General features: G+C 58.6%; 21 protein-coding genes. All 21 read left to right on the top strand.

Annotation, left to right across the window (positions count from 1 at the left end; all coding sequences use genetic code 11):
* The first annotated feature begins 64 nt into the window (after positions 1–64).
* The 21 genes from rfbF to J3P79_RS18900 all read left to right on the top strand — a co-directional run bounded on the left by rfbF (position 65) and on the right by J3P79_RS18900 (position 21,879).
* Complete coding sequence (rfbF, locus tag J3P79_RS19000) at positions 65–838, top strand: glucose-1-phosphate cytidylyltransferase (protein WP_434605021.1); 774 nt, start codon at positions 65–67, stop codon at positions 836–838.
* Entirely contained in the window at positions 820–1,902 is a 1,083-nt protein-coding gene (rfbG, locus tag J3P79_RS18995; protein ID WP_434605019.1) for a CDP-glucose 4,6-dehydratase, read from the top strand. Before rfbF ends, rfbG begins: the two co-directional genes overlap by 19 nt.
* A complete protein-coding gene (gene rfbC / locus J3P79_RS18990) occupies positions 1,899–2,459 on the top strand; it encodes a dTDP-4-dehydrorhamnose 3,5-epimerase (RefSeq protein ID WP_434605017.1) in 561 nt (186 codons plus the stop codon). The genes rfbG and rfbC overlap by 4 nt, the downstream gene beginning before the upstream one ends.
* Complete coding sequence (locus J3P79_RS18985) at positions 2,459–3,328, top strand: NAD-dependent epimerase/dehydratase family protein (protein ID WP_434605015.1); 870 nt, start codon at positions 2,459–2,461, stop codon at positions 3,326–3,328. Before rfbC ends, J3P79_RS18985 begins: the two co-directional genes overlap by 1 nt.
* A complete protein-coding gene (locus J3P79_RS18980; protein WP_434605013.1) occupies positions 3,318–4,388 on the top strand; it encodes a class I SAM-dependent methyltransferase in 1,071 nt (356 codons plus the stop codon). The genes J3P79_RS18985 and J3P79_RS18980 overlap by 11 nt, the downstream gene beginning before the upstream one ends.
* 15 nt (positions 4,389–4,403) lie before the next feature.
* Complete coding sequence (locus tag J3P79_RS18975; RefSeq protein WP_434605011.1) at positions 4,404–5,141, top strand: cephalosporin hydroxylase family protein; 738 nt, start codon at positions 4,404–4,406, stop codon at positions 5,139–5,141.
* 51 nt (positions 5,142–5,192) lie between these two features.
* Complete coding sequence (locus tag J3P79_RS18970) at positions 5,193–8,126, top strand: TIGR00180 family glycosyltransferase (RefSeq protein WP_434605009.1); 2,934 nt, start codon at positions 5,193–5,195, stop codon at positions 8,124–8,126.
* A 26-nt stretch (positions 8,127–8,152) separates the two neighbouring features.
* Positions 8,153–9,154: a UDP-N-acetylglucosamine 4,6-dehydratase (inverting) gene (gene pseB / locus J3P79_RS18965; protein ID WP_434605007.1), complete on the top strand. Its 1,002-nt coding sequence runs from the start codon at positions 8,153–8,155 to the stop codon at positions 9,152–9,154.
* A complete protein-coding gene (gene pseC / locus J3P79_RS18960; protein WP_434605005.1) occupies positions 9,151–10,311 on the top strand; it encodes a UDP-4-amino-4,6-dideoxy-N-acetyl-beta-L-altrosamine transaminase in 1,161 nt (386 codons plus the stop codon). The genes pseB and pseC overlap by 4 nt, the downstream gene beginning before the upstream one ends.
* A 6-nt stretch (positions 10,312–10,317) precedes the next feature.
* Positions 10,318–11,019 carry a pseudaminic acid cytidylyltransferase gene (pseF, locus tag J3P79_RS18955; RefSeq protein ID WP_434605003.1) on the top strand — a complete coding sequence of 234 codons (702 nt, stop codon included), beginning with the start codon at positions 10,318–10,320 and terminating at the stop codon, positions 11,017–11,019.
* Complete coding sequence (gene pseG, locus J3P79_RS18950) at positions 11,016–12,521, top strand: UDP-2,4-diacetamido-2,4,6-trideoxy-beta-L-altropyranose hydrolase (RefSeq protein WP_434605001.1); 1,506 nt, start codon at positions 11,016–11,018, stop codon at positions 12,519–12,521. The genes pseF and pseG overlap by 4 nt, the downstream gene beginning before the upstream one ends.
* The gene (pseI, locus tag J3P79_RS18945; protein WP_434604999.1) at positions 12,514–13,566 is read left to right on the top strand and encodes a pseudaminic acid synthase; all 1,053 of its coding nucleotides are present in this window, start codon (positions 12,514–12,516) and stop codon (positions 13,564–13,566) included. The genes pseG and pseI overlap by 8 nt, the downstream gene beginning before the upstream one ends.
* Before the next feature lie 196 nt (positions 13,567–13,762).
* Entirely contained in the window at positions 13,763–14,689 is a 927-nt protein-coding gene (locus J3P79_RS18940; protein ID WP_198723637.1) for a ketoacyl-ACP synthase III, read from the top strand.
* A gap of 85 nt (positions 14,690–14,774) precedes the next feature.
* Complete coding sequence (locus tag J3P79_RS18935) at positions 14,775–16,067, top strand: motility associated factor glycosyltransferase family protein (RefSeq protein WP_434604997.1); 1,293 nt, start codon at positions 14,775–14,777, stop codon at positions 16,065–16,067.
* Positions 16,064–16,333 carry a hypothetical protein gene (locus tag J3P79_RS18930; RefSeq protein WP_434604995.1) on the top strand — a complete coding sequence of 90 codons (270 nt, stop codon included), beginning with the start codon at positions 16,064–16,066 and terminating at the stop codon, positions 16,331–16,333. Before J3P79_RS18935 ends, J3P79_RS18930 begins: the two co-directional genes overlap by 4 nt.
* Before the next feature lie 253 nt (positions 16,334–16,586).
* Entirely contained in the window at positions 16,587–17,438 is an 852-nt protein-coding gene (locus J3P79_RS18925) for a flagellin domain-containing protein (protein ID WP_434604993.1), read from the top strand.
* A 72-nt stretch (positions 17,439–17,510) separates the two neighbouring features.
* Positions 17,511–17,876, top strand: coding sequence for a flagellar protein FlaG (locus J3P79_RS18920; protein ID WP_063322409.1), 366 nt, complete (start codon positions 17,511–17,513; stop codon positions 17,874–17,876).
* 82 nt (positions 17,877–17,958) lie between these two features.
* A complete protein-coding gene (fliD, locus tag J3P79_RS18915; protein WP_434604991.1) occupies positions 17,959–19,395 on the top strand; it encodes a flagellar filament capping protein FliD in 1,437 nt (478 codons plus the stop codon).
* A gap of 131 nt (positions 19,396–19,526) precedes the next feature.
* Positions 19,527–19,922, top strand: a complete 396-nt coding sequence (fliS, locus tag J3P79_RS18910; RefSeq protein ID WP_045155385.1) for a flagellar export chaperone FliS — start codon at positions 19,527–19,529, stop codon at positions 19,920–19,922.
* An 11-nt stretch (positions 19,923–19,933) separates the two neighbouring features.
* Entirely contained in the window at positions 19,934–20,230 is a 297-nt protein-coding gene (locus J3P79_RS18905) for a flagellar assembly protein FliT (RefSeq protein WP_045155386.1), read from the top strand.
* Positions 20,231–20,403: 173 nt separating this feature from the next.
* A complete protein-coding gene (locus J3P79_RS18900; protein ID WP_039593093.1) occupies positions 20,404–21,879 on the top strand; it encodes a sigma-54 dependent transcriptional regulator in 1,476 nt (491 codons plus the stop codon).
* Positions 21,880–21,967: the final 88 nt, after the last annotated feature.

Genomic DNA, 21,967 nt, shown 5'->3' with positions numbered 1-21,967 from the left:
ATCCCCGCGCCCGCAAAGCGAAACAACGCTTGGCCGAGCCCGGTGATGAACAAGAGGGGAGACGATGAAGGCAGTTATCTTGGCAGGTGGTCTCGGCACGCGGATCAGCGAGGAGTCGCACCTCAAGCCCAAGCCGATGATCGAGATCGGCGGCAAGCCAATTCTTTGGCACATCATGAAGCAGTATTCCGCCCACGGGATCCACGACTTCGTCATTTGCCTGGGCTACAAGGGCTATGCCATCAAGGATTTCTTCGCCAACTACTTCCTGCACACCTCCGACGTCACCTTCGACATGTGCAACAACCGCATGGACGTTCACCAGAACTACAGCGAGCCATGGCGCGTGACGCTGATCGACACCGGCGAAGAGACCATGACCGGCGGTCGTCTGCGTCGGGCGGCGCGTTACCTGGAAAACGAAGAGGCGTTCTGCTTCACCTATGGTGACGGCGTGTCGGACCTGAATATTGGCGCGCTCGTGGACTTTCACTTGTCCCACGGCAAGCTGGCCACCGTGACGGCGGTTCAGCCTCCGGGGCGTTACGGTGCACTGGAGCGCGACGGCGATAGTGTTCTGGGTTTCACCGAGAAACCACGGGGTGATGGCGGTTGGATCAATGGCGGGTTCTTTGTCCTCTCGCCAAAAGTCTTGCCTTTTATTGCCGATGACCACACCTCCTGGGAAGCAGAGCCGCTGGCCGCCTTGGCGACCGAGCAGCAGCTCCAGGCGTTCCAGCACGATGGTTTCTGGCATCCGATGGACACGCTGCGGGATAAAAACCACCTCGAAGCCCTGTGGCAAAGCGGCGAGGCCCCATGGAAGCAATGGTCGTGAGCCCGGAATTCTGGCGTGGCAAGCGCGTGCTGGTCACCGGCCATACCGGTTTCAAGGGCAGTTGGCTGACGCTGTGGCTGCAAAGCCTGGGGGCCAAGGTCAGTGGTTTTTCCCTTGACCCGGCCACCCAGCCAAACCTGTTCGAGCTGGCCCGCGTGCGCGAGGGCATCGATGACCGGCGCGGTGACTTGCGCGACCTCGGCGCCTTGTTGGAGCTGCTGGCCGACGTGCAGCCGGAGATTGTCCTGCACCTCGCTGCGCAGCCGTTGGTGCGTGAAGGTTATCGCGACCCGTTGGGCACGTATTCCAGCAACGTCATGGGCACTCTCAACCTGTTGGAAGCGGTTCGCCAGGCGGGCGGCGTCAAGGCGTGTGTATTGGTCACCACTGACAAGGTCTACGCCAACCAGGAATGGCTATGGCCCTACCGCGAAAACGAGCCTTTGGGCGGTCACGACCCCTATAGCAGCAGCAAGGCCTGCTGCGAATTGCTGGCGCAGTCTTATGCCGCCTCATTCTTTTCGGCTGAGCGCTATGCCGAGCATGGCCTGGCCCTGGCCACGGCGCGGGCCGGCAACGTGCTGGGCGGCGGTGATTTCGCGCCCGAGCGCCTGATTCCCGATGTGCTTAAAGCCTGGTCGGCAGACGAGCCAGTGACGCTGCGTTATCCACAGGCCGTTCGTCCGTGGCAGCACGCCTTGGAACCCTTGGCTGGTTACCTGTTATTGGCTGAATGCCTGTATCAACAGGGACCAGAGTTCGCCGGTGCCTGGAACTTCGGCCCTGGTGAGGCCGACATGTGCAGCGTCGGCGAAGTCGTCCAGTTGTTGGCCGAGCGCTGGCCGCAAGCGCCCGGCCTGCGCATTGAGCCGAGCGATTTGCACGAAGCTGGCCTGTTGCGCCTGGACAGCAGCCGCGCCCGGCAGCTGCTCGGCTGGCAGCCACGCTGGTCGTTGCAGCAATGCCTGGCCCAGACCCTGGATTGGCATTTGGCGTGGCAGAACGGTGACGACATGCGTGCAATAACTCTGAATCAATTGAACCTCTATAGGGGGCGGGTATGACTGATTTCACCCTTCAGGCGTTAGCGCCGGAAGGCTTGTATCTGATCCGGCAAAAAGTCTTCTGCGATGATCGGGGGCGTTTTGCCCGATTGTTCTGCCAGTCCCGCCTCACGATCCAGGGGCGACCGTTCGCTATTCGTCAGATCAATCATTCACGTACGGTCGAAAAAGGTAGCGTACGCGGCCTGCACTACCAAACGGCCGGATACGCAGAGTCCAAACTCATTACTTGTATACGTGGTGCGGTATGGGATGTGGTGGTCGATTTGAGACCAAAATCCCCAACCTACCTGCAGTGGCATGCCGAAGAACTGCGAGCCGATGACGGACGCAGTTTCCTGATTCCTGCCGGCTTCGCCCATGGTTTCCAAGCCCTGACCGATGACGCTGAAGTGCTATACCTTACCGATGCTGACTACGCTCCGGATCATGAGGCCGGCCTGTCAGTCAATGATCCTGCACTGTCTATCCCCTGGCCGCTGCCGGTTAAAAACCTGTCAGCCAAAGACGCGAGTCATCCGTTGCTGGGCCAAAATTTCAGTGGAGTTGAGCTGTAATGGGCCATTCCTCGACCGTGCTGGTCACGGGGGCCACCGGTTTTGTCGGTCGGCATCTGGTCAGTGCTTTGCTCGCCAAAGGCTTCAAGGTTCGCGCTTCAGGTCGAAACGTCGAGATCGCGCGCGCTATGCCATGGTTTGAAGATGTGGAATTCCGTGTGGCGGACATCCACGCACCAGATCTCGACGTGGGTGTCCTGACCGACGGCGTCGATGCCATCGCCCATCTGGCGTGGCCAGGTCTGCCGAACTATCAGGCGCTGTTCCATTTCGAGCGAACCTTGCCGCTGGATTACGCGTTTCTCAAGCGCGTGATCGAAGCCGGCATCAGCCATGTTCTGGTCACTGGTACCTGTTTCGAGTACGGACTGCAAAGTGGCCCATTGAGTGAGACGGTGATCGCACAACCCTGCACGCCGTATGGTCTGGCGAAGCATACTTTGCATCGGTTCCTTGAAGCCTTGCAGCGAGAACATGCATTTACGTTGCAGTGGGCACGCCTGTTTTATCTGCATGGTGCAGGACAGAGTCCGAATAGTCTGTTGGCCAGTCTTGATCGGGCGATCGACGAAGGTGATGCCCAATTCAACATGTCTGCGGGCGACCAATTACGAGATTATCTGGAAATCGGACAAGCCGCTTCTCAGCTGGCCTCGCTGATTTCGCGGCGCGATGTGGATGGAGTAATCAACTGTTGCAGTGGCTATCCGGTTTCGGTACGGACACTGGTTGAACAGCGAGTGCGCGAGCGTCAGTCGGCCATCGCCTTGAACCTGGGGCACTATGGGTACTCAGGTCATGAGCCCATGGCGTTTTGGGGCGATGCCCGGCGGATTTCGCAACTCAGGAGAGAAGAGCATGCAGCATGAACTTTATCGGGCAAGTGGACTGCCGATCCTGCAGAACCGTACATTTGCCACTGCCGAACAGGCTCAGGCATCGGCCAGCGCTGATATCGTGCTGGTGCAGGATAGTCAGAGCGGTCTGATTTTCAACCAGGCATTCGACGCCAGCAAACTCAGCTATGACGTCGACTATCAAAACGAGCAAGCCCATTCGGTGCAGTTCCAACAGCACCTGAATGACGTCGAGGCTATCCTGGCGCCACATTTCAAGGACAAAAGCCTGATTGAGGTTGGCTGCGGCAAAGGTTTTTTCCTCGAAATGCTGCGAGGCCTCGGCTACGCCATCACTGGGATCGATCCTTCCTATGAAGGGGACAACCCTGATGTGATCAAGGCCCCGTTCAGTCGCGAGTTGGGGCTGGCGGCTGACGCCATCGTGCTGCGCCATGTCCTGGAGCACATCAGTAATCCGATCAGTTTTTTGGCTGAAATCGCCGCCGCCAACCAGGGCGGACAGATTTATATCGAAGTGCCGTGTTTCGACTGGATTATTCAGCACAACGCCTGGTTCGACGTGTTCTACGAGCACGTGAATTACTTTCGCATCGCCGACTTGCGCGCGATGTTCGGGACTGTGCACGAGGCCGGGCATTTGTTCGGTGGCCAATACCTTTATATCGTTGCGGATCTTTCCACTTTGCGCAGCACGCCAGCCGATGCACCGCAGTCGCTGATGCTGCCGGAGAACTTCACCGCCAGCCTTGACCGTGCCGTGCAGATTATCCTGGGCGCGCCCGAGCAAGGTTCGGCAATCTGGGGCGCGTCGTCCAAAGGTGTGATCTATTCATTGGCGCTACAACGCGCGGGCGTTGCAGTTGATCGAGTGGTGGATATCAATCCCGCCAAGCAGGGGCGCTACTTGCCTCTGAGTGGCGTGCGCGTGTCCTCGCCCGAAGAGGCGATGGAGACCTTGCCCGAAGGCGCCAACCTGTTCGTAATGAATTCCAATTACCTCGAAGAGATCAAGCGGATGACCGGTGGGCGCTACGTCTATCACGCCGTTGACAGCGCTTCGTTCCAATAACCGCGAGACTCGAACATGACCGACAACACCCTTCACAAATCTTTTGAAGCCCAATGCCAAGCTGAAATCTCAGCTCAAGGCCAAGACGAGAATGTCGTTGCGCTGGCCAAGGAGTTTTTCAACGAATCGGCCCGCCACAAGTACAGCTACCATTTTTCATGGATGGGGCGGCCGATCATCCAACTGCCGCAGGACATGATGGCCATGCAGGAGCTGATCTGGCAGATCAAGCCTGACCTGATCATTGAATGCGGCATCGCCCATGGCGGCTCGATCATCTATTACGCTTCGTTGCTGGAGTTGCAAGGCCACGGCGAAGTGCTGGGCATCGACCTGGATATCCGCCCGCACAATCGCGAAGCCATCGAGAGCCATCCGATGAGCAAGCGCATCTCGATGATCGAAGGTTCGAGCATCGATCCGGCCATCGCCGAGCAGGTCCACGCAGCGGCCAAAGGCAAGAAAGTCATCCTGGTGCTCGATTCCAACCACACCCATGACCATGTGCTCGAAGAGCTGCGTCTTTACGCGCCACTGGTTTCGGTGGGCAGCTATTGCGTGGTGATGGACACGGTGGTGGAAGACATGCCTGCGGACTTCTTCCCGGATCGCCCATGGGGACCGGGCGATAACCCGAAAACCGCCGTATGGAAATACCTCGAAGAGAACGACAGCTTCGAAATCGACCAGCAACTGCAAAACAAGCTGCTGATCACCGTTGCGCCGGATGGTTATCTGCGTCGGGTTCGTTAATCCATCCGTTTCAAGTCATTGGCGTCTGGCAGGTTGTGGGGACTAGGAAATATGCAGGTTCGAAATACGCTTCAAAACAACGTGGCACCGCTGAGCGAGCGGTTCACCGTGGTGGTCATCTCCCACAACCGCAGCGCCTTCCTGCGCCGCACATTGCATTACTACAGCAGCTATCCGTGCTCGGTACTGGTATTGGACTCGTCGGTGGAGCGCGATGATCGGATCGCCCAGGATTTTCCGTCGGTCGATTACCGCCACTTGCCTCAGTTCACCTACAAAGGGCTTCAGGAAAAACTGACCTATGGTGTCAACCAGGTCAAAACGCCCTATATGGTGTTCGCCGCTGATGACGATTTCCTGCTGCATGATGCCTTGACCGAATCGGTGGAGTTTCTCGAAGCCAACCCCGACTATGGCCTTTGCCATGGCTACGGCATCATGTATTTGTCCTGCGCGACAGAAGTCTGCTATTTCCGCCGTGACCGCAAGGTGCATGAGGACTACGACAGCGAATCGGCCGAGGACCGTGTGATCCGTTTCATGGATCAATTCCTGCCGCCGTTCTACGCCGTGACCCGCACTGACTTGCTGCAACAGTGGTACGGCATGTTGCCGCCTGGCACCAGTTTCGAGTGGCAGGAAATCGGCCATAGCTTCTACCTGCTGGCTTGCGCCAAGGCACGGATCCTGCCGATTCCGTTCGCCGTGCGGGAACTCAACTACGGCGGTTCCGAACACAACACCAACGTCCTGACGGTGTTGAGTTACAAAGACGCGAAAAGCGTCGCCGAGCGTGAGCAATTCGCCGAGTTCCTGGCATCCGTGCCGACCCAGCTCAGCGAGCAGGCTCCGGAACGCATCAAGCAGATCGCCCTGGACAGTTTTGCGGCCATGGCCGACTGCCTGCAACAAGGGCGTTCGCTCAAGGGCACGCAGATCATTCGTTCGGCCTGGCTGGAAGCGGGGGGCGAGCCGATACGTTCCTTTGGCCCACAGCAGTTTGTCGAAATGCCATTTTACAATCAGAAGGTTTTCGATCTCCTGACCCAGTTTGAATTCCTGTTGCACGCCATGCCGGCCGGTCGCCTGCAGCTTCAGCAATTGGAAGGCATCCTGCTGCGCCAGCATGAACTGATGCGCGTGCAGCCCAACGATAACGAGCGCACATTGCGCAGTCGCTTGTGGGAAGCCCAGGGCCTGTATGCGTTCAACCGCACCGTGGTCAAGCGCCTGGCCGAGTCGTTGAAAAGCAGCGACGAGCCTGATGAGGCGGTGAAATTGCAGGCTTGGGCCGAGCGTCTGGACTCGGTGCCTGGGCAGTCGGATCGGCGCTTGCTGGAAAACATGCACTCCGGTCGTTTGCTGAGTTGGCTTGAGGCGCGCAATCCGGATGCCGAGCAACTGAAGTCCATCACCGCTCACCTGGCCAACCATCAAGGCGGCCCGCGGTTCGGCATCCTGTTGCTGGACCTGGACGCTGATATGTTCAAGCTCCAAGCGACCTTCGACAGCCTGGTCAACGGCCATTGCAAGGCGTTCAACGTGGTGGTGTTCACCACCGGCGACCTGCCGGCGACCACCACCGTGCGCGACACCGTGCATTTCGTCAAAGTCACCACCACCAACTATGTCGAGCGCATCAACCAGATCATCGGGCAATCCTCCGCCGACTGGATGGTGCTGGCCGAGGCCGGTGACCAGTTCACTCAAAGCGGCCTGCTGCGCGCCAGTCTTGAGCTGATCGGCGCCGACGGCGTGCGCGCCGTAGCCATGGATGAAATCCAGCGCAAGGCCGATGGCAGCCTGGTCGATGTGTTCCGCCCTGGCGTCAATCTCGATTTCCTGCAATCGGTGCCTTCGCTGATGGCCCGGCATTGGCTGATTCGTCGTGACGTGCTGGAACAGGCGCGTGGATTTACGCCTGAATACACCCAGGCGTTGGAGTTGGACGTCCTGTTGCGTCTGATCGAGGACGAGGGGCTTGCCGGCCTGGCGCATCTGTCCGAGCCGTTGCTGATCTGTGGCGCCCCGGCTGAAGAGGAAAATGCCCAGGAGCGTCAAGTACTGACACGCCACCTGGCGGCCCGGGGTTATCGTGCCCAGGTCACTTCGGCGCAACCGTTGACCTATCAAGTCGACTACCAGCATGCCGAGCGGCCGTTGGTATCGATCATTCTCGAAAGCCAGGACAATCTCGAACAGGTACAGCAGGCACTGGTCAGCGTGCTGCAGCGCACCCGTTATCATCGTCATGAAATTCTGATCGCCGATAACCATAGCCAGTCCGAGGCAATGGCCCAATGGCTCGACAGCCTGGAAGGCAAGGGCGACCGGATCCGTATCCTGCGCAGCGATCGACGCCTCAGCGCTTCGGCCCTGAACAACTGGGCGAGCACCCAGGCCAAGGGTGAGTACCTGGTGCTGCTTTCTGCCGAGGCCCAAGTGATCAATACCAACTGGCTCGACAGCCTGCTCAACCAGGCCCTGCGCCCGGAAGTGGGGATCGTCGGCAGCAAACAGATGAATATCCGTGGTATCACCACCCAGGCTGGCTTGGTGCTCAAGCCCGACGGGCAGGTGGCCTCGGTGTTCGTTGGCGAGCGCAAGGACGCCAAGGGCTATCTCAACGGCCATCAGGCGGAACAGAGCTACTCGGCGGTGTCAGGCGTGTGCCTGATGATCCGCAAAGACTTGTTCGAAGCTGTTGGTGGCCTGGACGAGGATCAATTCGCCGAGGCGTTTGCCGACGTCGACCTTTGCTTGAAAGTCGCCGATGCAGGCTATCTCACAGTCTGGACGCCCCAGGCGCAGATGCTGCACGCCGGTGCGTTCCCCGATGCGCCTGAGGCGGCCGACGCCTTGCGCAACAAATGGCAGTCACGCTTTGACCATGACGCGGCCCGTAACCCGAACCTGGCCTTGACGGACACCGGTTTTGCGCTGGGTACCGCCACGGCTGTCGATTGGGCGCGGTTGCTCGCATAAGCCTGCCAGGCAAAAGGAATCAGGGTATGTTCAACGGTAAATCGATTTTCATCTCAGGCGGCACCGGCTCGTTCGGGCGCAACTTCATCCGTCGGTTGCTGGAGCAATACCAGCCCAAGCGCGTGGTGGTGTTTTCCCGCGACGAACTCAAGCAGTACGAGATGCAACAGACCTTCAACGCTCCGTGCATGAGGTATTTCCTGGGAGACGTGCGTGACGCCGATCGCCTGCGCCAGGCCATGCGCGGCATCGATTACGTGGTGCATGCCGCGGCCCTTAAACAGGTGCCTGCGGCAGAATACAATCCCACCGAATGCATTCGCACCAACGTCAATGGTGCTGAAAACATCATCGCAGCGGCCATCGACAACGGCGTGAAAAAGGTCGTTGCGCTGTCCACCGACAAAGCGGCCAGCCCGATCAATCTGTACGGCGCGACCAAGTTGCTGTCGGACAAATTGTTCGTGGCCGCCAACAATATCGCGGGTGAACAGCAGACCCGCTTCGCTGTGGTGCGCTATGGCAACGTTGCCGGTTCCCGGGGCTCGGTGGTGCCGTTCTTCAGCAAGCTTATTGCCGAGGGTGCCACCGAATTGCCGATTACCGACGAGCGCATGACCCGCTTCTGGATCACCCTCGATCACGGCGTGCAATTCGTGCTGGACAGCTTCGCTCGCATGCACGGCGGCGAGGTGTTCGTGCCGAAGATCCCGTCGATTCGCATCGTCGACCTGGCGTCGGGCATGGCCGGGCACCTGCCTCACAAGAACGTCGGCATTCGGCCCGGTGAAAAACTTCATGAGTTGATGGTGCCGCTGGACGATGCGCGCATGACTATCGAATTCTCCGACCATTACACGATCCAGCCATCGATTCGCTTCACCAGCGTGGACGTGGATTTCGCTGTGGATAACCTGGGCGAGCGAGGCCGGCCTGTCGCCGAGGATTTCGAGTATCGCTCAGACACCAATCCGCACTTTCTGTCGGTGGAGCAGATCGCCGATTTGCACGCCCGGCTGTCGGTATGATTCCTTACGGTCGGCAAAGTGTCGATCAGGCTGACATCGATGCCGTGGTGGCCGTGTTGCAGTCCGACTGGCTGACACAAGGGCCTGCGATCGAACGTTTTGAACAGGCCATGGCCCGCCGCTGCCAGGCCGGTCATGCCGTGGCGGTGTGCAACGCGACCGCTGCGCTGCACATCGCTTGCCTGGCGGCGGGGCTTGGGCCGGGGGATCGTTTGTGGACCACGCCCAACACCTTCCTGGCCTCGGCCAACTGCGGTCGATATTGCGGCGCGCAGGTGGACTTCGTTGATATCGATCCGCTGACCTGGAATCTGGATGCTGTTGTCCTGGCCGCAAAGCTTGCGGAGGCCGAGCGTGACGGGACCCTGCCCAAGGTATTGGTGGCGGTAGCGTTCTCCGGACAAAGCTGTGACATGCGTGAAATTGCCCGCTTGTCCGAGCGCTACGGGTTCACGGTCATTGAAGATGCCTCTCACGCGGTGGGGGCGTCTTATGCCGGCAGGCCGGTGGGGTGTGGCAAATTTGCAGACATGACGGTGTTCAGTTTCCACCCAGTGAAAATTATCACCAGCGCCGAAGGCGGGATGGTCCTGACCAATCGCCCGGAGCTGGCGCAGCGTCTGCAACGTCTGCGTAGCCACGGAATGACTCGTGACGCCGGACAGATGACCGAGCCCAGCCATGGGCCTTGGTACTATCAGCAGGTGGAGCTGGGTTTCAATTACCGCATGACGGATCTTCAAGCTGCCTTGGGGCTTTCCCAGCTGGATAAGCTTGAAAGGTTCATCGCCCGGCGTCGTGAACTGGCGGCACGCTATAGTCGGTTGCTGGGCGGTTTGCCCCTGACCTTGCCCGGCTTGCAGCCCGACGCCGAATCGGCCTGGCACTTGTATGTCGTGCGCTTGCGGCTCGACGAGATATCCCTCGATCATCGTCAGGTCTTCGAAGGCTTGCGTGCGGCAGGGATTGGCGTGAACCTGCACTACATACCGGTCCACCTGCAGCCGTATTACCGCGATCTCGGATTTGCCCAAGGAGACTATCCACAGGCTGAACGTTATTACGCCGAGGCCATCAGCCTGCCGATGTTTCCTTCCCTTAGCGATGAACAGCAGGACTACGTGGTGGGGCAACTGCAACGATTGCTTGAGGAGTAACGACGCGTGAGCGCAATCGCGATCATTCCCGCCCGTGGCGGCAGCAAGCGCATTCCTCGCAAGAACCTGAAGCCGTTCGATGGCGTGCCAATGATAGCCCGCTCGATTCGTACAGCGTTGGACTCGGGGCTGTTCAACGCGGTGATCGTCAGCACCGATGACGAAGAAATCGCTGAATTGGCGATGGCTCACGGTGCGCAAGTGCCGTTCTTGCGACCTGCCGCGCTGGCGGATGATTTCACCGGGACGGCGGCGGTGATGGTTCACGCCCTGGATGAGCTACGTGAGCGTTCGTTCGAATTCGCCTGTTGCATCTATGCCACGGCTCCCTTGTTGCAAGCACGGTTTCTGCGTGAGGGTTTTGACTTGCTGCGCGGCCATCCCGACAAGTCGTTCGCGTTTTCCGTGAGCGGTTTCGGCTTTCCCGTACAGCGTGCCTTGACGTTGGATGAGCAGGGGGCGTTGACCCCACTGTATCCGCAATTTCGCAATACGCGCTCCCAGGACCTGGCCGAAGCTTTCCAGGATGCCGGCCAATTCTATTGGGGGCGCCGGGACGCCTGGTTGCGTGGCGACGTATTGTTTTCGTCGAAAAGCCTGCCGGTAATCCTGCCTCGTCATCTGGTACAAGACATCGACTCAGCCGAAGACTGGAAGCGCGCCGAGTATCTCTACGCCGCTTTGAAAGCGGGCGGTGAACTGCAATGAGAGTGTTGATCCGCGCCGACGCTTCGCCAACTATCGGCAGCGGGCATATTGCCCGTTGCCTGACCCTGGCGAGAGCATTGCGGGTGCAGGGTGCTCACGTCGCATTTGCCTGTCGGCTACTCGCGGGGCACCGTCTGCACGTTCTGGCGGCCGAGGGCTTCGAGACGTTCGCCCTGCCGGACGTTTATTCCGGGGAGGATCCGCAACAGGCCATTGAGTCGCTGCTGCCCTGGCAAGCGGATATTCAGGCTTTGGAACAAGCGCTGGCCGATCGGCCCGGTTTCGACTGGATCATCGTTGACCACTATGGCCTGGATCATCACTGGCAGAACGCTGCCCGGCGCTTTACGCCAAGGATCATGGCGGTGGATGACCTGGCGACGCGGACTTACAGTGTCGACCTCCTGCTCAATCAGAATCTGTCCGGCACGCAAGCGGCGTATGAAGGATTGCTACCCGAAGGTTGCCGCATGCTGCTGGGACCACGTTACGCGTTGTTGCGCGATGAGTTTCGTTGCGGGGCGATTGAGATAAAGCCGAAGGCCAAGCGCGTGCTCGTCAACTTCGGCGGATTTGATGCGGCGATGCAGACCCATCACGCAATGATGGCGCTGGCGGATTACCCTGAGCTGGAAGTGGATTTTGTCGCCGGCGCGGACAACCCGGCCTGGGCTCGGATGCAATCAATGGCGGCAAGCCGACCCCACTGGCGATTGCACAGCTTCGTCAGCCATTTTCATCAGCTCATGCTGGAGGCCGATCTATTCATTGGTGCCGGTGGCGGAACCAGTTGGGAGCGGGCCGCCATGGGCTTGCCCACGATTTGTATCGCGGTGTCGAACAATCAGCAGGCCAACAGCGATGCGATGGCGTCGTTCGGAGCCCATGTCTATCTCGGGGGCAGAGAGAGCGTCACCGTTGAACAGTTGCGGCAGGCCATCGGCTTTGTCGCGGATAACCAGGGATTGCGTCTGAGTCTGGCGCAGCACTCCCGGAAATTGGTCGATGGCTTGGGTGCCTCGCGCGTCGCCGTTGCACTGGCTGGCGCCTTGTTGCGGCTTCGTCCGGCCACCCAAGCCGACGCCCGTTTGCTTTTCGAGGGGCGGAATGCCGAGGCCGTGCGCCGTGTATCGCTGGATAATTCAATCATCGACTGGGACCGTCATTGCCAATGGCTGCAAGCCAGCCTGATCAATCCACAGCGCTTGTTGTTGGTTGGCGAAGCGTCCGACGGACCCGTCGGCGTATTGCGTTATGACCTGCAAGGCAGCGAAGCGCTGGTATCGATTTATCTAGTTGAGAACCGCCTGGGGTTGGGGTGGGGCAGGGCATTGCTGGCCCATGGTGAGGCGTTTGCTCGCGTCCACTGGTCGCAGCTACGCAGTTTTACCGCTCAGGTACTGCCCGCTAATCAAGCGTCTCTGGCGCTGTTCCGCCAGGCCGGTTTCAGTCAGGGCACATGCGTGCTCACCCGCGTATTGAAGGATGAAGTTCATGAGTAGTTTCAAGATCGGCCAGCGCAGCATCGGGGCTGACGCGCCGCCGTTCATCATTGCCGAGATGAGCGGCAACCATAATCAGTCCCTGGAGGTGGCCTTGCAGATCGTCGAAGCTGCTGCCCGAGCCGGTGCTCACGCTTTGAAGCTGCAGACCTACACCGCCGATACCATGACGCTGGATCTGAGCGAAGGGGAGTTCTTCATCAAGGACCCCGGCAGCCTTTGGGCTGGAACATCGCTTTATGACTTGTACGAAAAGGCCCATACGCCCTGGGAATGGCATGCTCCGATTTTCGCCCGGGCCAAGGAACTGGGCATGCTCGCATTTTCAACGCCCTTCGACGAAACGGCGGTGGACTTCCTGGAAAGCCTGGACGTGCCGGCCTATAAGATCGCCAGTTTCGAAAACACCGACCTGCCGCTTATTCGTCGGGTTGCCGCGACGGGCAAGCCGTTGATCATTTCCACCGGCATGGCGAGCGTTGCCGAACTCGACGAAACCGTGCGGACCGCCCGCGAGGCCGGTTGCAAGGATCTGGTGTTGCTCAAGTGCACCAGCACCTATCCGGCGACGCCGGCCAACAGCAACGTGCGCACCATTCCCCACTTGCGGGAATTGTTCGGTTGCGAGGTGGGGTTGTCGGACCATTCCATGGGTGTCGGTGTGTCCGTGGCAGCGGTGGCGCTAGGGGCGACGGTCGTTGAAAAGCATTTCACACTTGATCGTGCCGCCGGCGGTGTGGACGCCAGTTTCTCCCTCGAACCGGCAGAGTTGGCAGCGCTGGTGGTCGAAACCGAACGCGCCTGGCAGGCCATGGGGCAGGTGCGCTATGGCGTGACCGAGGCCGAGGTAAAGTCGCTGGTCTATCGCCGCTCGCTGTACGCAACGCAGGACATGGCGCCCGGCGAAGTGTTCACGCCCCAGAACGTCCGGGCGATCCGTCCGGGGCTCGGGTTGGCGCCCAAACACCTGGACTCCTTGATAGGCCGTCGCGCCCGCCAGACAATCAAGCGTGGCACGGCGCTGTCCTGGTCATTGGTTGAATAGCTTTTCAATGGGATTATTCGGCGATTTAGCGTGACCTGCGAGTCATAACGCGCATCTTCACTGTATTGTATTGACCGGGAAGATGGCGCCTGGCCCTTATCAGGACCGGTGATAGCCCTTTACACTTCCCGTTTGTCGGCGCCCCTCGATTCCTTGCGAGCGGTGGTATTGGGCTGTTTTTGATTGGGAAGCCGTAATGATTGGCATAAAAAGCATTGCGAGCTACGTTCCTGTAGCCGGCGTGGACAATTACGCACAAGGTGCAAAATTTGAGAAGGATGAAGAATTCATCCTCGGCAAGATCGGTTCCGCCTTCTTGCCTCGCAAGGATGACGGCCAGGAAACCTCGGATCTGTGCGTCGAAGCGGCCAATGCGCTGTTTGCCAATAATCCTGATCTGAAGCGCGAATCCATTGATGTGCTGATCGTCGTCACCCAGAACGGCGACGAGGAAGGTTTGCCTCACACCGCGGCCATCGTCCAGGACAAACTCGGCCTGCCCACCAGCGTGGCGGCGTTCGATATCTCCCTGGGATGCTCGGGTTATGTCTACGGCATCTACGCCATCAAGGGCTTCATGGAAGCAGCCGGCCTGAAGAATGGCCTGTTGGTGACCGCCGACCCGTATTCGAAAATCGTCGACCCGGAAGATCGCAACACCACGATGCTGTTCGGCGACGCCGCCACCGCGACGTGGATGGGCGAAGATGCGCCGTGGCAACTGGGCAAGGCCAAGTTTGGCACCGACGGTTCCGGTGCGCCGCACCTGAAGGTGAGTGACGGCGTGTTCTTCATGAACGGGCGCCAGGTGTTCAACTTCGCCTTGCTCAAGGTACCGGCACATCTGCATGAGCTGCTGGCCGATTCCGACCTGCAAGCCAGCGATATCGATGCGTTTTGCATCCACCAGGGCAGTGCTGCGATTGTCGATGCCGTGGCGCGTCGTTTCGAAGGCGAGCCGGAGAAGTTCATCAAGGACATGGTCGAGACGGGCAACACCGTGTCGTCGAGCATTCCGCTGCTGCTGGAGAAGCACGTGCTCGATTCCGCCTGGAAACGCGTGGCGTTGAGCGGTTTTGGTGTCGGGTTGTCTTGGGGCTCGGCGATCATCTATCGTCCCTGAGTCATTTAAAACCCAGGCACAAAAATAGCGTCCAAGGTGTAACCTTGAACGCTATTTTTTTTGCCCGAGCGAAAAGCGAGACATCATGAACGAGTTCTTCGAGCGCAATCTCCAGGTCATCCAGCAGCGTTGGCCGGCCCTGGCCGATCGTCTGCTGCTGGAAGACATTGATGGGTTGCAGGCTGATCTGGTCGAGGGGCTTGGTTCGACCTTGAGCATCAATGGCATTCAGTTGACCAGTCGCCATGACCGCATCGCCGAGGCCGACCTGCAAGCCGCCAGTGTGGCGCTGGACGCGGCCATTGTGCATGTCTATGGCACGGGGCTGGGCGACTTGCAGAGCCGCCTGTTGGAGCGGACCGGGCTTGAGCGATTGTCGGTGCACATACTCAACGGCGCGGTGTTCGCCCTGGTGCTGCAGGTGCTGGATCAATCGGCCTGGCTTGCCGATCCGAGAGTGGTGTTGCGCTACGCCGGTGATCTGGCGGAAATCCAACTGCCATTTCTTGCGCTCCCCGCCGAGTTGGTACTGGCCGATGATTACAACGCCAAGATTCGTGATCGCTTGATCAGCGAAATTCATCTGGACTTTACCAACCAGGCGTTCGACCCCCGGTCCCCTGAGATTCTCGAGCGTTTGCAATCGACGTTCAGTCTTGTCCAGGAAGATCGCGACGTTGCCGAGTTGTTTGGGAGCTTGAACGGGCGTGAGGCGTTTGTCATCGCCACCGGTCCCAGCCTTGAGCAGCACTTCGAGAAACTGCATCACTTGAGCAAGCAAGCCGAGCGACCGCTGTTGATTTGTGTCGATACGGCTTACCGACCGTTGGTCGATCACGGCATTATCCCGGATATCGTGGTGAGCATCGATCAGCGTATCTCGGCGCGCCATCTTCCGCCTGAAAACACCGACGGCATTGCGCTGGTCTATCTACCGATGGCCGACCCCTTGGTGATCGGAGCGTGGCGGGGCGCGCGTTATGTCGGCTGCTCCTCGAGCCCTGTCTACCGTGAGATGTGCGCGCAGCTGCGCCGCGCCAAACTCCATGTAGGGGGCAGCGTGATTCATCCGGCCGTCGACCTGGCGGTGAAAATGGGCGCCGCGCAGGTAACGCTCTTCGGCGCCGATTTTGCCTTTCCCCATGACAAGACTCATGCAGGTTGGGGCGACGGTGATTTGGGCCCGCAACTGGGCGCGTCCCGGCATTGGGTGCTCGATGGGTATGGTCGGCGAGTCAAGACCCAGCTCAATTTCCGCAGTTACCTTTGCGAACTGGAGCGATTTGTCGCCGCACACCCCCAGGTGCGTTTCCTTAACAGCAGTCGGGACGGGGCGATGATTGTCGGCACTGATTTCCACCCGGAGTACGCGCAATGACCACGCTTGATGAGGCACTCAATGAGGCCCGTGAATGCGCGCGCCTGTTTCGTCTCGGCAGGGACGTCGAGGCGGGGTTGGCAATGGTCGCGTTGGTTGAATCGACTCAGCCCTTGGTTGAACGGATGCCAGGCGATGTCACCACATCATGGAATGGGCTGCTTGCCTTGATGTTCGATGACCAGCAGGCGCAGAACTGGATCTCTCTGGCCGATTACCTTGAGTATGAATGGGTCCAACTGCTGACCGCTGGTCAGACTGTCTAGCTCGCTTGCGCTGCGTTGCAGCCGTCGTTTGCCTTCAATGACGGCTGCGGCGTTTCCCTGGCGCCATTTTTCCACGCTTAAATCGCAGCCAAGTCCTTGATTTACGAGGGGTGGCATCCTGATGGCAAAATTTTTGAAAAATCTGCTAAAGCAAGTTCCGATTACGACGATAACTATTACGAAGGTTCTCTAGGCCACACCCGGCGGTTGCCAGGGCCGGAAGCCGCAGTACCCAACCAACGAGGAATTCGTCATGGCTTTAACAGTAAATACCAACGTCACATCGTTGAACGTTCAGAAGAACCTGAACCGGGCTTCCGATGCTCTCTCCACTTCGATGACCCGTCTGTCGTCCGGCCTGAAAATCAACAGCGCCAAGGATGACGCCGCCGGCCTGCAGATCGCTACCCGTATGACTTCGCAAATCCGCGGTCAGACTGTTGCGATCAAGAACGCCAACGACGGTATCTCCATCGCTCAGACCGCTGAAGGCGCTCTGCAGGAATCCACCAACATCCTGCAGCGTATGCGTGAACTGGCTGTCCAGGCTCGAAACGACTCCAACGGTACTGCTGACCGTGTGGCTCTGAACAAAGAATTTGCTCAGATGTCGGACGAACTGACCCGTATCGCCGAATCGACCAACCTGAACGGCAAGAACCTGATCGACGGTACCGCTGGCACCATGACCTTCCAGGTCGGTTCCAACACCGGTGCTACCAACCAGATTACCCTGACTCTGGATAGCGGCTTCGACGCTGCAACTCTGAGTGTTGACTCTGGTGCCATCGCCATCACCGGTAACAGCAGCGCCACTGCAGAAGCCAGCACCGCTGCTGCAATCGACGCAATCGACGCTGCTCTGGCAACCATCAACTCCAGCCGTGCAGACCTCGGTGCTGCACAAAACCGTCTGACCAGCACCATCTCCAACCTGCAGAACGTGAACGAAAACGCCGCTGCTGCACTGGGTCGCGTACAAGACACCGACTTCGCTGCTGAAACTGCCCAACTGACCAAGCAGCAGACTCTGCAACAGGCTTCCACTTCGGTTCTGGCCCAGGCCAACCAGTTGCCATCCGCTGTACTGAAGCTGCTTCAGTAATAGTCGGATGAGCTTTAGCGGGGGGGTGCGCTTGCGTACTCTCTCGCTTTTTCCGTTCTAGAGGTGATGGACATGGATATGAGCGTGAAGCTGAACTTGTCTTATCCGGCGGCGAAACCGGCGCCCAGTGTGGCCGATAAGCCCGTGGAGAAGCCTCGGGCCGAGGTTGCTGTGGTAGCTCCGGTCAAGGAAGCCCCCAAAGACGCTGCTGCCGAGCAGGACAAACTGAAGAAAGCCGTTCAGGAAATCGAGAAATTCGTCCAGTCGGTCAAGCGTAACCTGGAGTTCTCTATCGATGAGCCTTCAGGCAAAGTAGTGGTCAAAGTAATTGCCAGTGGTTCCGGTGAAGTGATTCGCCAGATCCCGAACGAAGAAGTTCTGAAGCTGGCCAACAGTTTGAATGATGCAAACAGCTTGTTGTTCAGCGCTGAAGCCTGACAGCCGGCACGAATTCTGTTGTTATGTTCTTTTGTACGTTGTATTGGTCAAAAGTCCGGCGACACACTGAAGGGAGTCCCACATGGCAAGTCCAATTCTACCTGGCTTGGGTTTAGGCTCTGGCCTTGATACCGGTGCTATCGTCAAGGCATTGGTGGATTCTGACAAAGCAGCCAAGCAAGGTCAGATTGATCGTGCCACCAAGATCAATACGGCAAATATTTCGGGGATCGGCACCCTGAAGTCGCTGCTGGCTACTTTCCAATCCACGCTGAAAAGCCTGGGCAGCACGACTACGCCTCAATTTACCGGGGTTTCCGCGACTTCGGCCAACACCAGCGCGTTGACGGTGACAGCCGGCAATTCGGCGGTTAGCGGCACTTACACGGTAAACGTCACTCAGTTGGCAACCTCGTCGAAAGTTGCGACGGCTGCGTTCGCCGGTGGTGCTTCCAGTGCTGTGGAAACCGGTACGCTGACCATCAGTCAAGGAGCCACGGATTACACCCTTGATATACCTGCTGATTCGACGCTGCAGTCGGTTCGGGACGCCATCAACAGCAAGTACTCGTCCAGCGGTCTGACCGCCAACATCGTGACCGACAGCTTTGGTTCACGCCTGGTGGTCGGCTCGACTAAAACCGGTGCGGGTAATGATATCTCCCTCAGCGGCATTGCCAGCCTCGCAGCTGACGGCGCCGTAGAAATGGTCTCGCCACCTACCGCGACTTCTTCAGGTTCTCTAGGGTTCGCACAGGACGCCAAATTCACCGTAGATGGTCTGGAGATGAGCAGCCCGACCAACAAGCTGGATAACGTGGTCTCGGGCTTGAGTATGACGTTACTCGTCGAGGACACTGGCCCGACAATCGTTACCGTCGCTACCAACACCGACGGCCTGAAAGCTTCGATCCAGAAGTTCGTCGACGCTTATAATGCTGTTGCGAAGGCCGTGACGTCCCTGACCAAGCCGACCACAGATGCTGAGGGTAACTCGGTTCCAGCGGCCTTGACCGGTGACTCGTTGCCTCGCTCGCTTTTGGCGGCCATTCGCGCGCCTTTGTCTGAGACCGGTGCAGGTGACAAGCTGACGGTTCTTTCTCAGTTGGGAATCACCACCAATCAGACGACCGGAACTCTGGATTTCGACAGTGGGAAATTCACCTCTGCGTTGAATGACAAACAGTTGGGTGGGGAGATCCAGACACTGTTTGTAGGTGAGAACGGCCTGCTTGAGCGCATGGATAATGCCATTAAGCCGTACACTGAAGGCAAAACGGGTGTGGGCGGTATCGGGGGCTCAGAGGCTATCCTGACTACTCGCTCCAAGAACCTGGATATCATCAAGACGAAGCTGTTCGAAGATCAGCAGGCTCTTGATCGCCGAATCGAAACCCTTACCGCCGTACTGACCAAAAAGTACAACGACATGGACACCCTGGTCGGCAGGCTGAAAGCCACCGCCAGCAACATCACTTCCATGTTCGAAGCAATGACGGCGCAGCAGAAGAACAGCTGATTTCGCCCGTCGCAAAAAAGCCCGGCAACGTTTTGACAACGTTCCGGGCTTTCGGCTTTTCGATCTAAAGTTTTTTGACGCAGCGTCGATACGCTGTTTATACGAACCGAAGTTTTTTGATGAGGTAGAACATGAATCCGATGTTAGCCCTTCGCCAATACCAGAAGATTGGCGCCCAGGCGCAAACCTCCGAAGCAAGTCCCCATCGTCTCGTGCAGATGCTCATGGAAGGCGGGCTGGACCGTATCGCCCAGGCCAAGGGCGCCATGGAACGCAAGGATGTCGCGAACAAAGGCGTACTGATCAGCAAGGCCATCGGTATCGTGGGCGGCCTGCGTGAGGGCTTGGATCTGGAAAACCAGGCCGAGTCGGTAGCCGAGCTGGATGCCCTTTACACCTACATGATGAAACGTCTCGCCGAAGCCAATGCCAAGACCGATCCGAAGATCCTCGACGAAGTCGCCGATCTGCTCCGCACGGTCAAGGAAGGCTGGGACGGCATCGCGCCACCTGGCCCGCAATTCTGAGGAATATGCTCATGAGTCTTGTCTTGCAGCGAATCGAACAAACCCGTGACGCTTTGGTTGATGCCTTGGCCGAACGAAACTGGGAAGCCATCGGTCAATTGGACCTGGCGTGCCGTTCCTGCATGGAAGACGTCATGAGCGAGTCCGAGGTGGACGAGGCGGCGTTGCGTAACAATCTGGAAGAGTTGCTGGGGGTGTACCGGCAATTGCTGGAGGCGGCGACTGGGGAGCGTCAGGCGATCGTGAACGAAATGTCGCAGGTGCATCAGTCACAGAACGCGGCGAAGGTTTACAACCTGTTCGGATGATTTAATTTTCATTTAATCCGAACAAAGTGCGCCATAAATTTGACTGTGCACGATTTTTTGACTTAACTAGTGGCTGTTTACAGATTTCAGGCGTCTACAGGCATGACAAGTCTGCAAGCGTCTAGCTTGCCCCCAAATTCGGGCACTGAGTTGACTAGGGAAGTTGCTATTGCATGTGGCGTGAAACCAAAATTCTCCTGATCGATGACGACAGCGTCCGCCGCCGCGACTTGGCGGTGATCCTTAATTTTCTCGGCGAAGAAAATTTACCCTGCGGCAGCCATGACTGGCAGCAGGCTGTCGGCGCCTTGTCGTCCAGTCGTGAAGTCATTTGCGTCCTTATCGGGACCGTAAATGCCCCCGCATCGCTTTTGGGCTTGCTAAAGACACTGTCAACCTGGGATGAGTTCCTTCCAGTTTTGCTAATGGGCGAAAATTCTTCCCTGGACTTGCCGGAAGACCAACGCCGCCGGGTACTCTCCACCCTGGAAATGCCGCCGAGCTACAGCAAATTGCTCGATTCGCTGCACCGCGCCCAGGTTTATCGCGAGATGTACGACCAGGCCCGTGAACGCGGCCGGCATCGCGAACCCAATCTTTTCCGCAGCCTCGTCGGCACCAGCCGGGCGATCCAGCACGTGCGCCAGATGATGCAGCAGGTGGCCGACACCGACGCCAGCGTGCTGATCCTGGGCGAGTCCGGCACCGGCAAGGAAGTGGTTGCGCGCAACCTGCATTACCATTCCAAGCGCCGCGAAGCGCCGTTCGTACCGGTCAATTGCGGGGCGATCCCAGCCGAGTTGCTGGAAAGCGAATTGTTCGGTCACGAGAAGGGCGCGTTTACTGGGGCAATCACCAGCCGCGCCGGGCGTTTCGAATTGGCCAACGGCGGCACACTGTTCCTCGATGAAATCGGCGATATGCCGCTGCCGATGCAGGTCAAACTGCTGCGCGTGCTGCAAGAGCGCACGTTCGAGCGCGTGGGCAGCAACAAGACCCAGAGTGTCGACGTGAGGATCATCGCCGCGACTCACAAGAACCTGGAGAGCATGATCGAGGTTGGCAGTTTCCGCGAAGACCTCTATTACCGTCTCAATGTGTTCCCGATCGAGATGGCGCCGCTGCGCGAGCGGGTCGAAGACATTCCGCTGCTGATGAATGAACTGATCTCGCGCATGGAGCATGAGAAGCGCGGTTCGATCCGCTTCAACTCTGCGGCGATCATGTCCCTGTGCCGCCATGGCTGGCCGGGCAACGTCCGCGAGCTGGCCAACCTGGTGGAGCGCATGGCGATCATGCACCCCTACGGCGTGATCGGCGTGGCCGAGCTGCCGAAGAAATTCCGCTACGTCGACGACGAAGACGAGCAAATGGTCGACAGCCTGCGCAGCGATCTTGAAGAGCGCGTGGCGATCAACGGCCATACGCCGGATTTCACCAGCAACGCTCTGCTGCCGCCGGAAGGCCTGGATCTCAAGGATTACCTGGGAGGCCTGGAGCAGGGCCTCATCCAGCAGGCCTTGGACGATGCCAACGGCATCGTGGCGCGTGCGGCGGAACGGCTGCGCATTCGTCGCACGACCCTGGTTGAAAAGATGCGCAAGTACGGCATGAGCCGGCGCGAAGGAGATGAACAGGCGGATGATTGACGCCTGTTTTATAACCGCCTGAATTTCAGGCGGTTTTTTTTCGGCACGGGTATTGCTACAGCCCTCGCAACGTTCCGTTTAACTGACG

Source organism: Pseudomonas sp. R1-7 (genome assembly GCF_051132105.1).
Taxonomy (GTDB): Bacteria; Pseudomonadota; Gammaproteobacteria; order Pseudomonadales; family Pseudomonadaceae; genus Aquipseudomonas.
The sequence above is the reverse complement of the archived record's forward strand: the minus strand, read 5'-3'. Positions and strand labels throughout refer to the sequence as shown.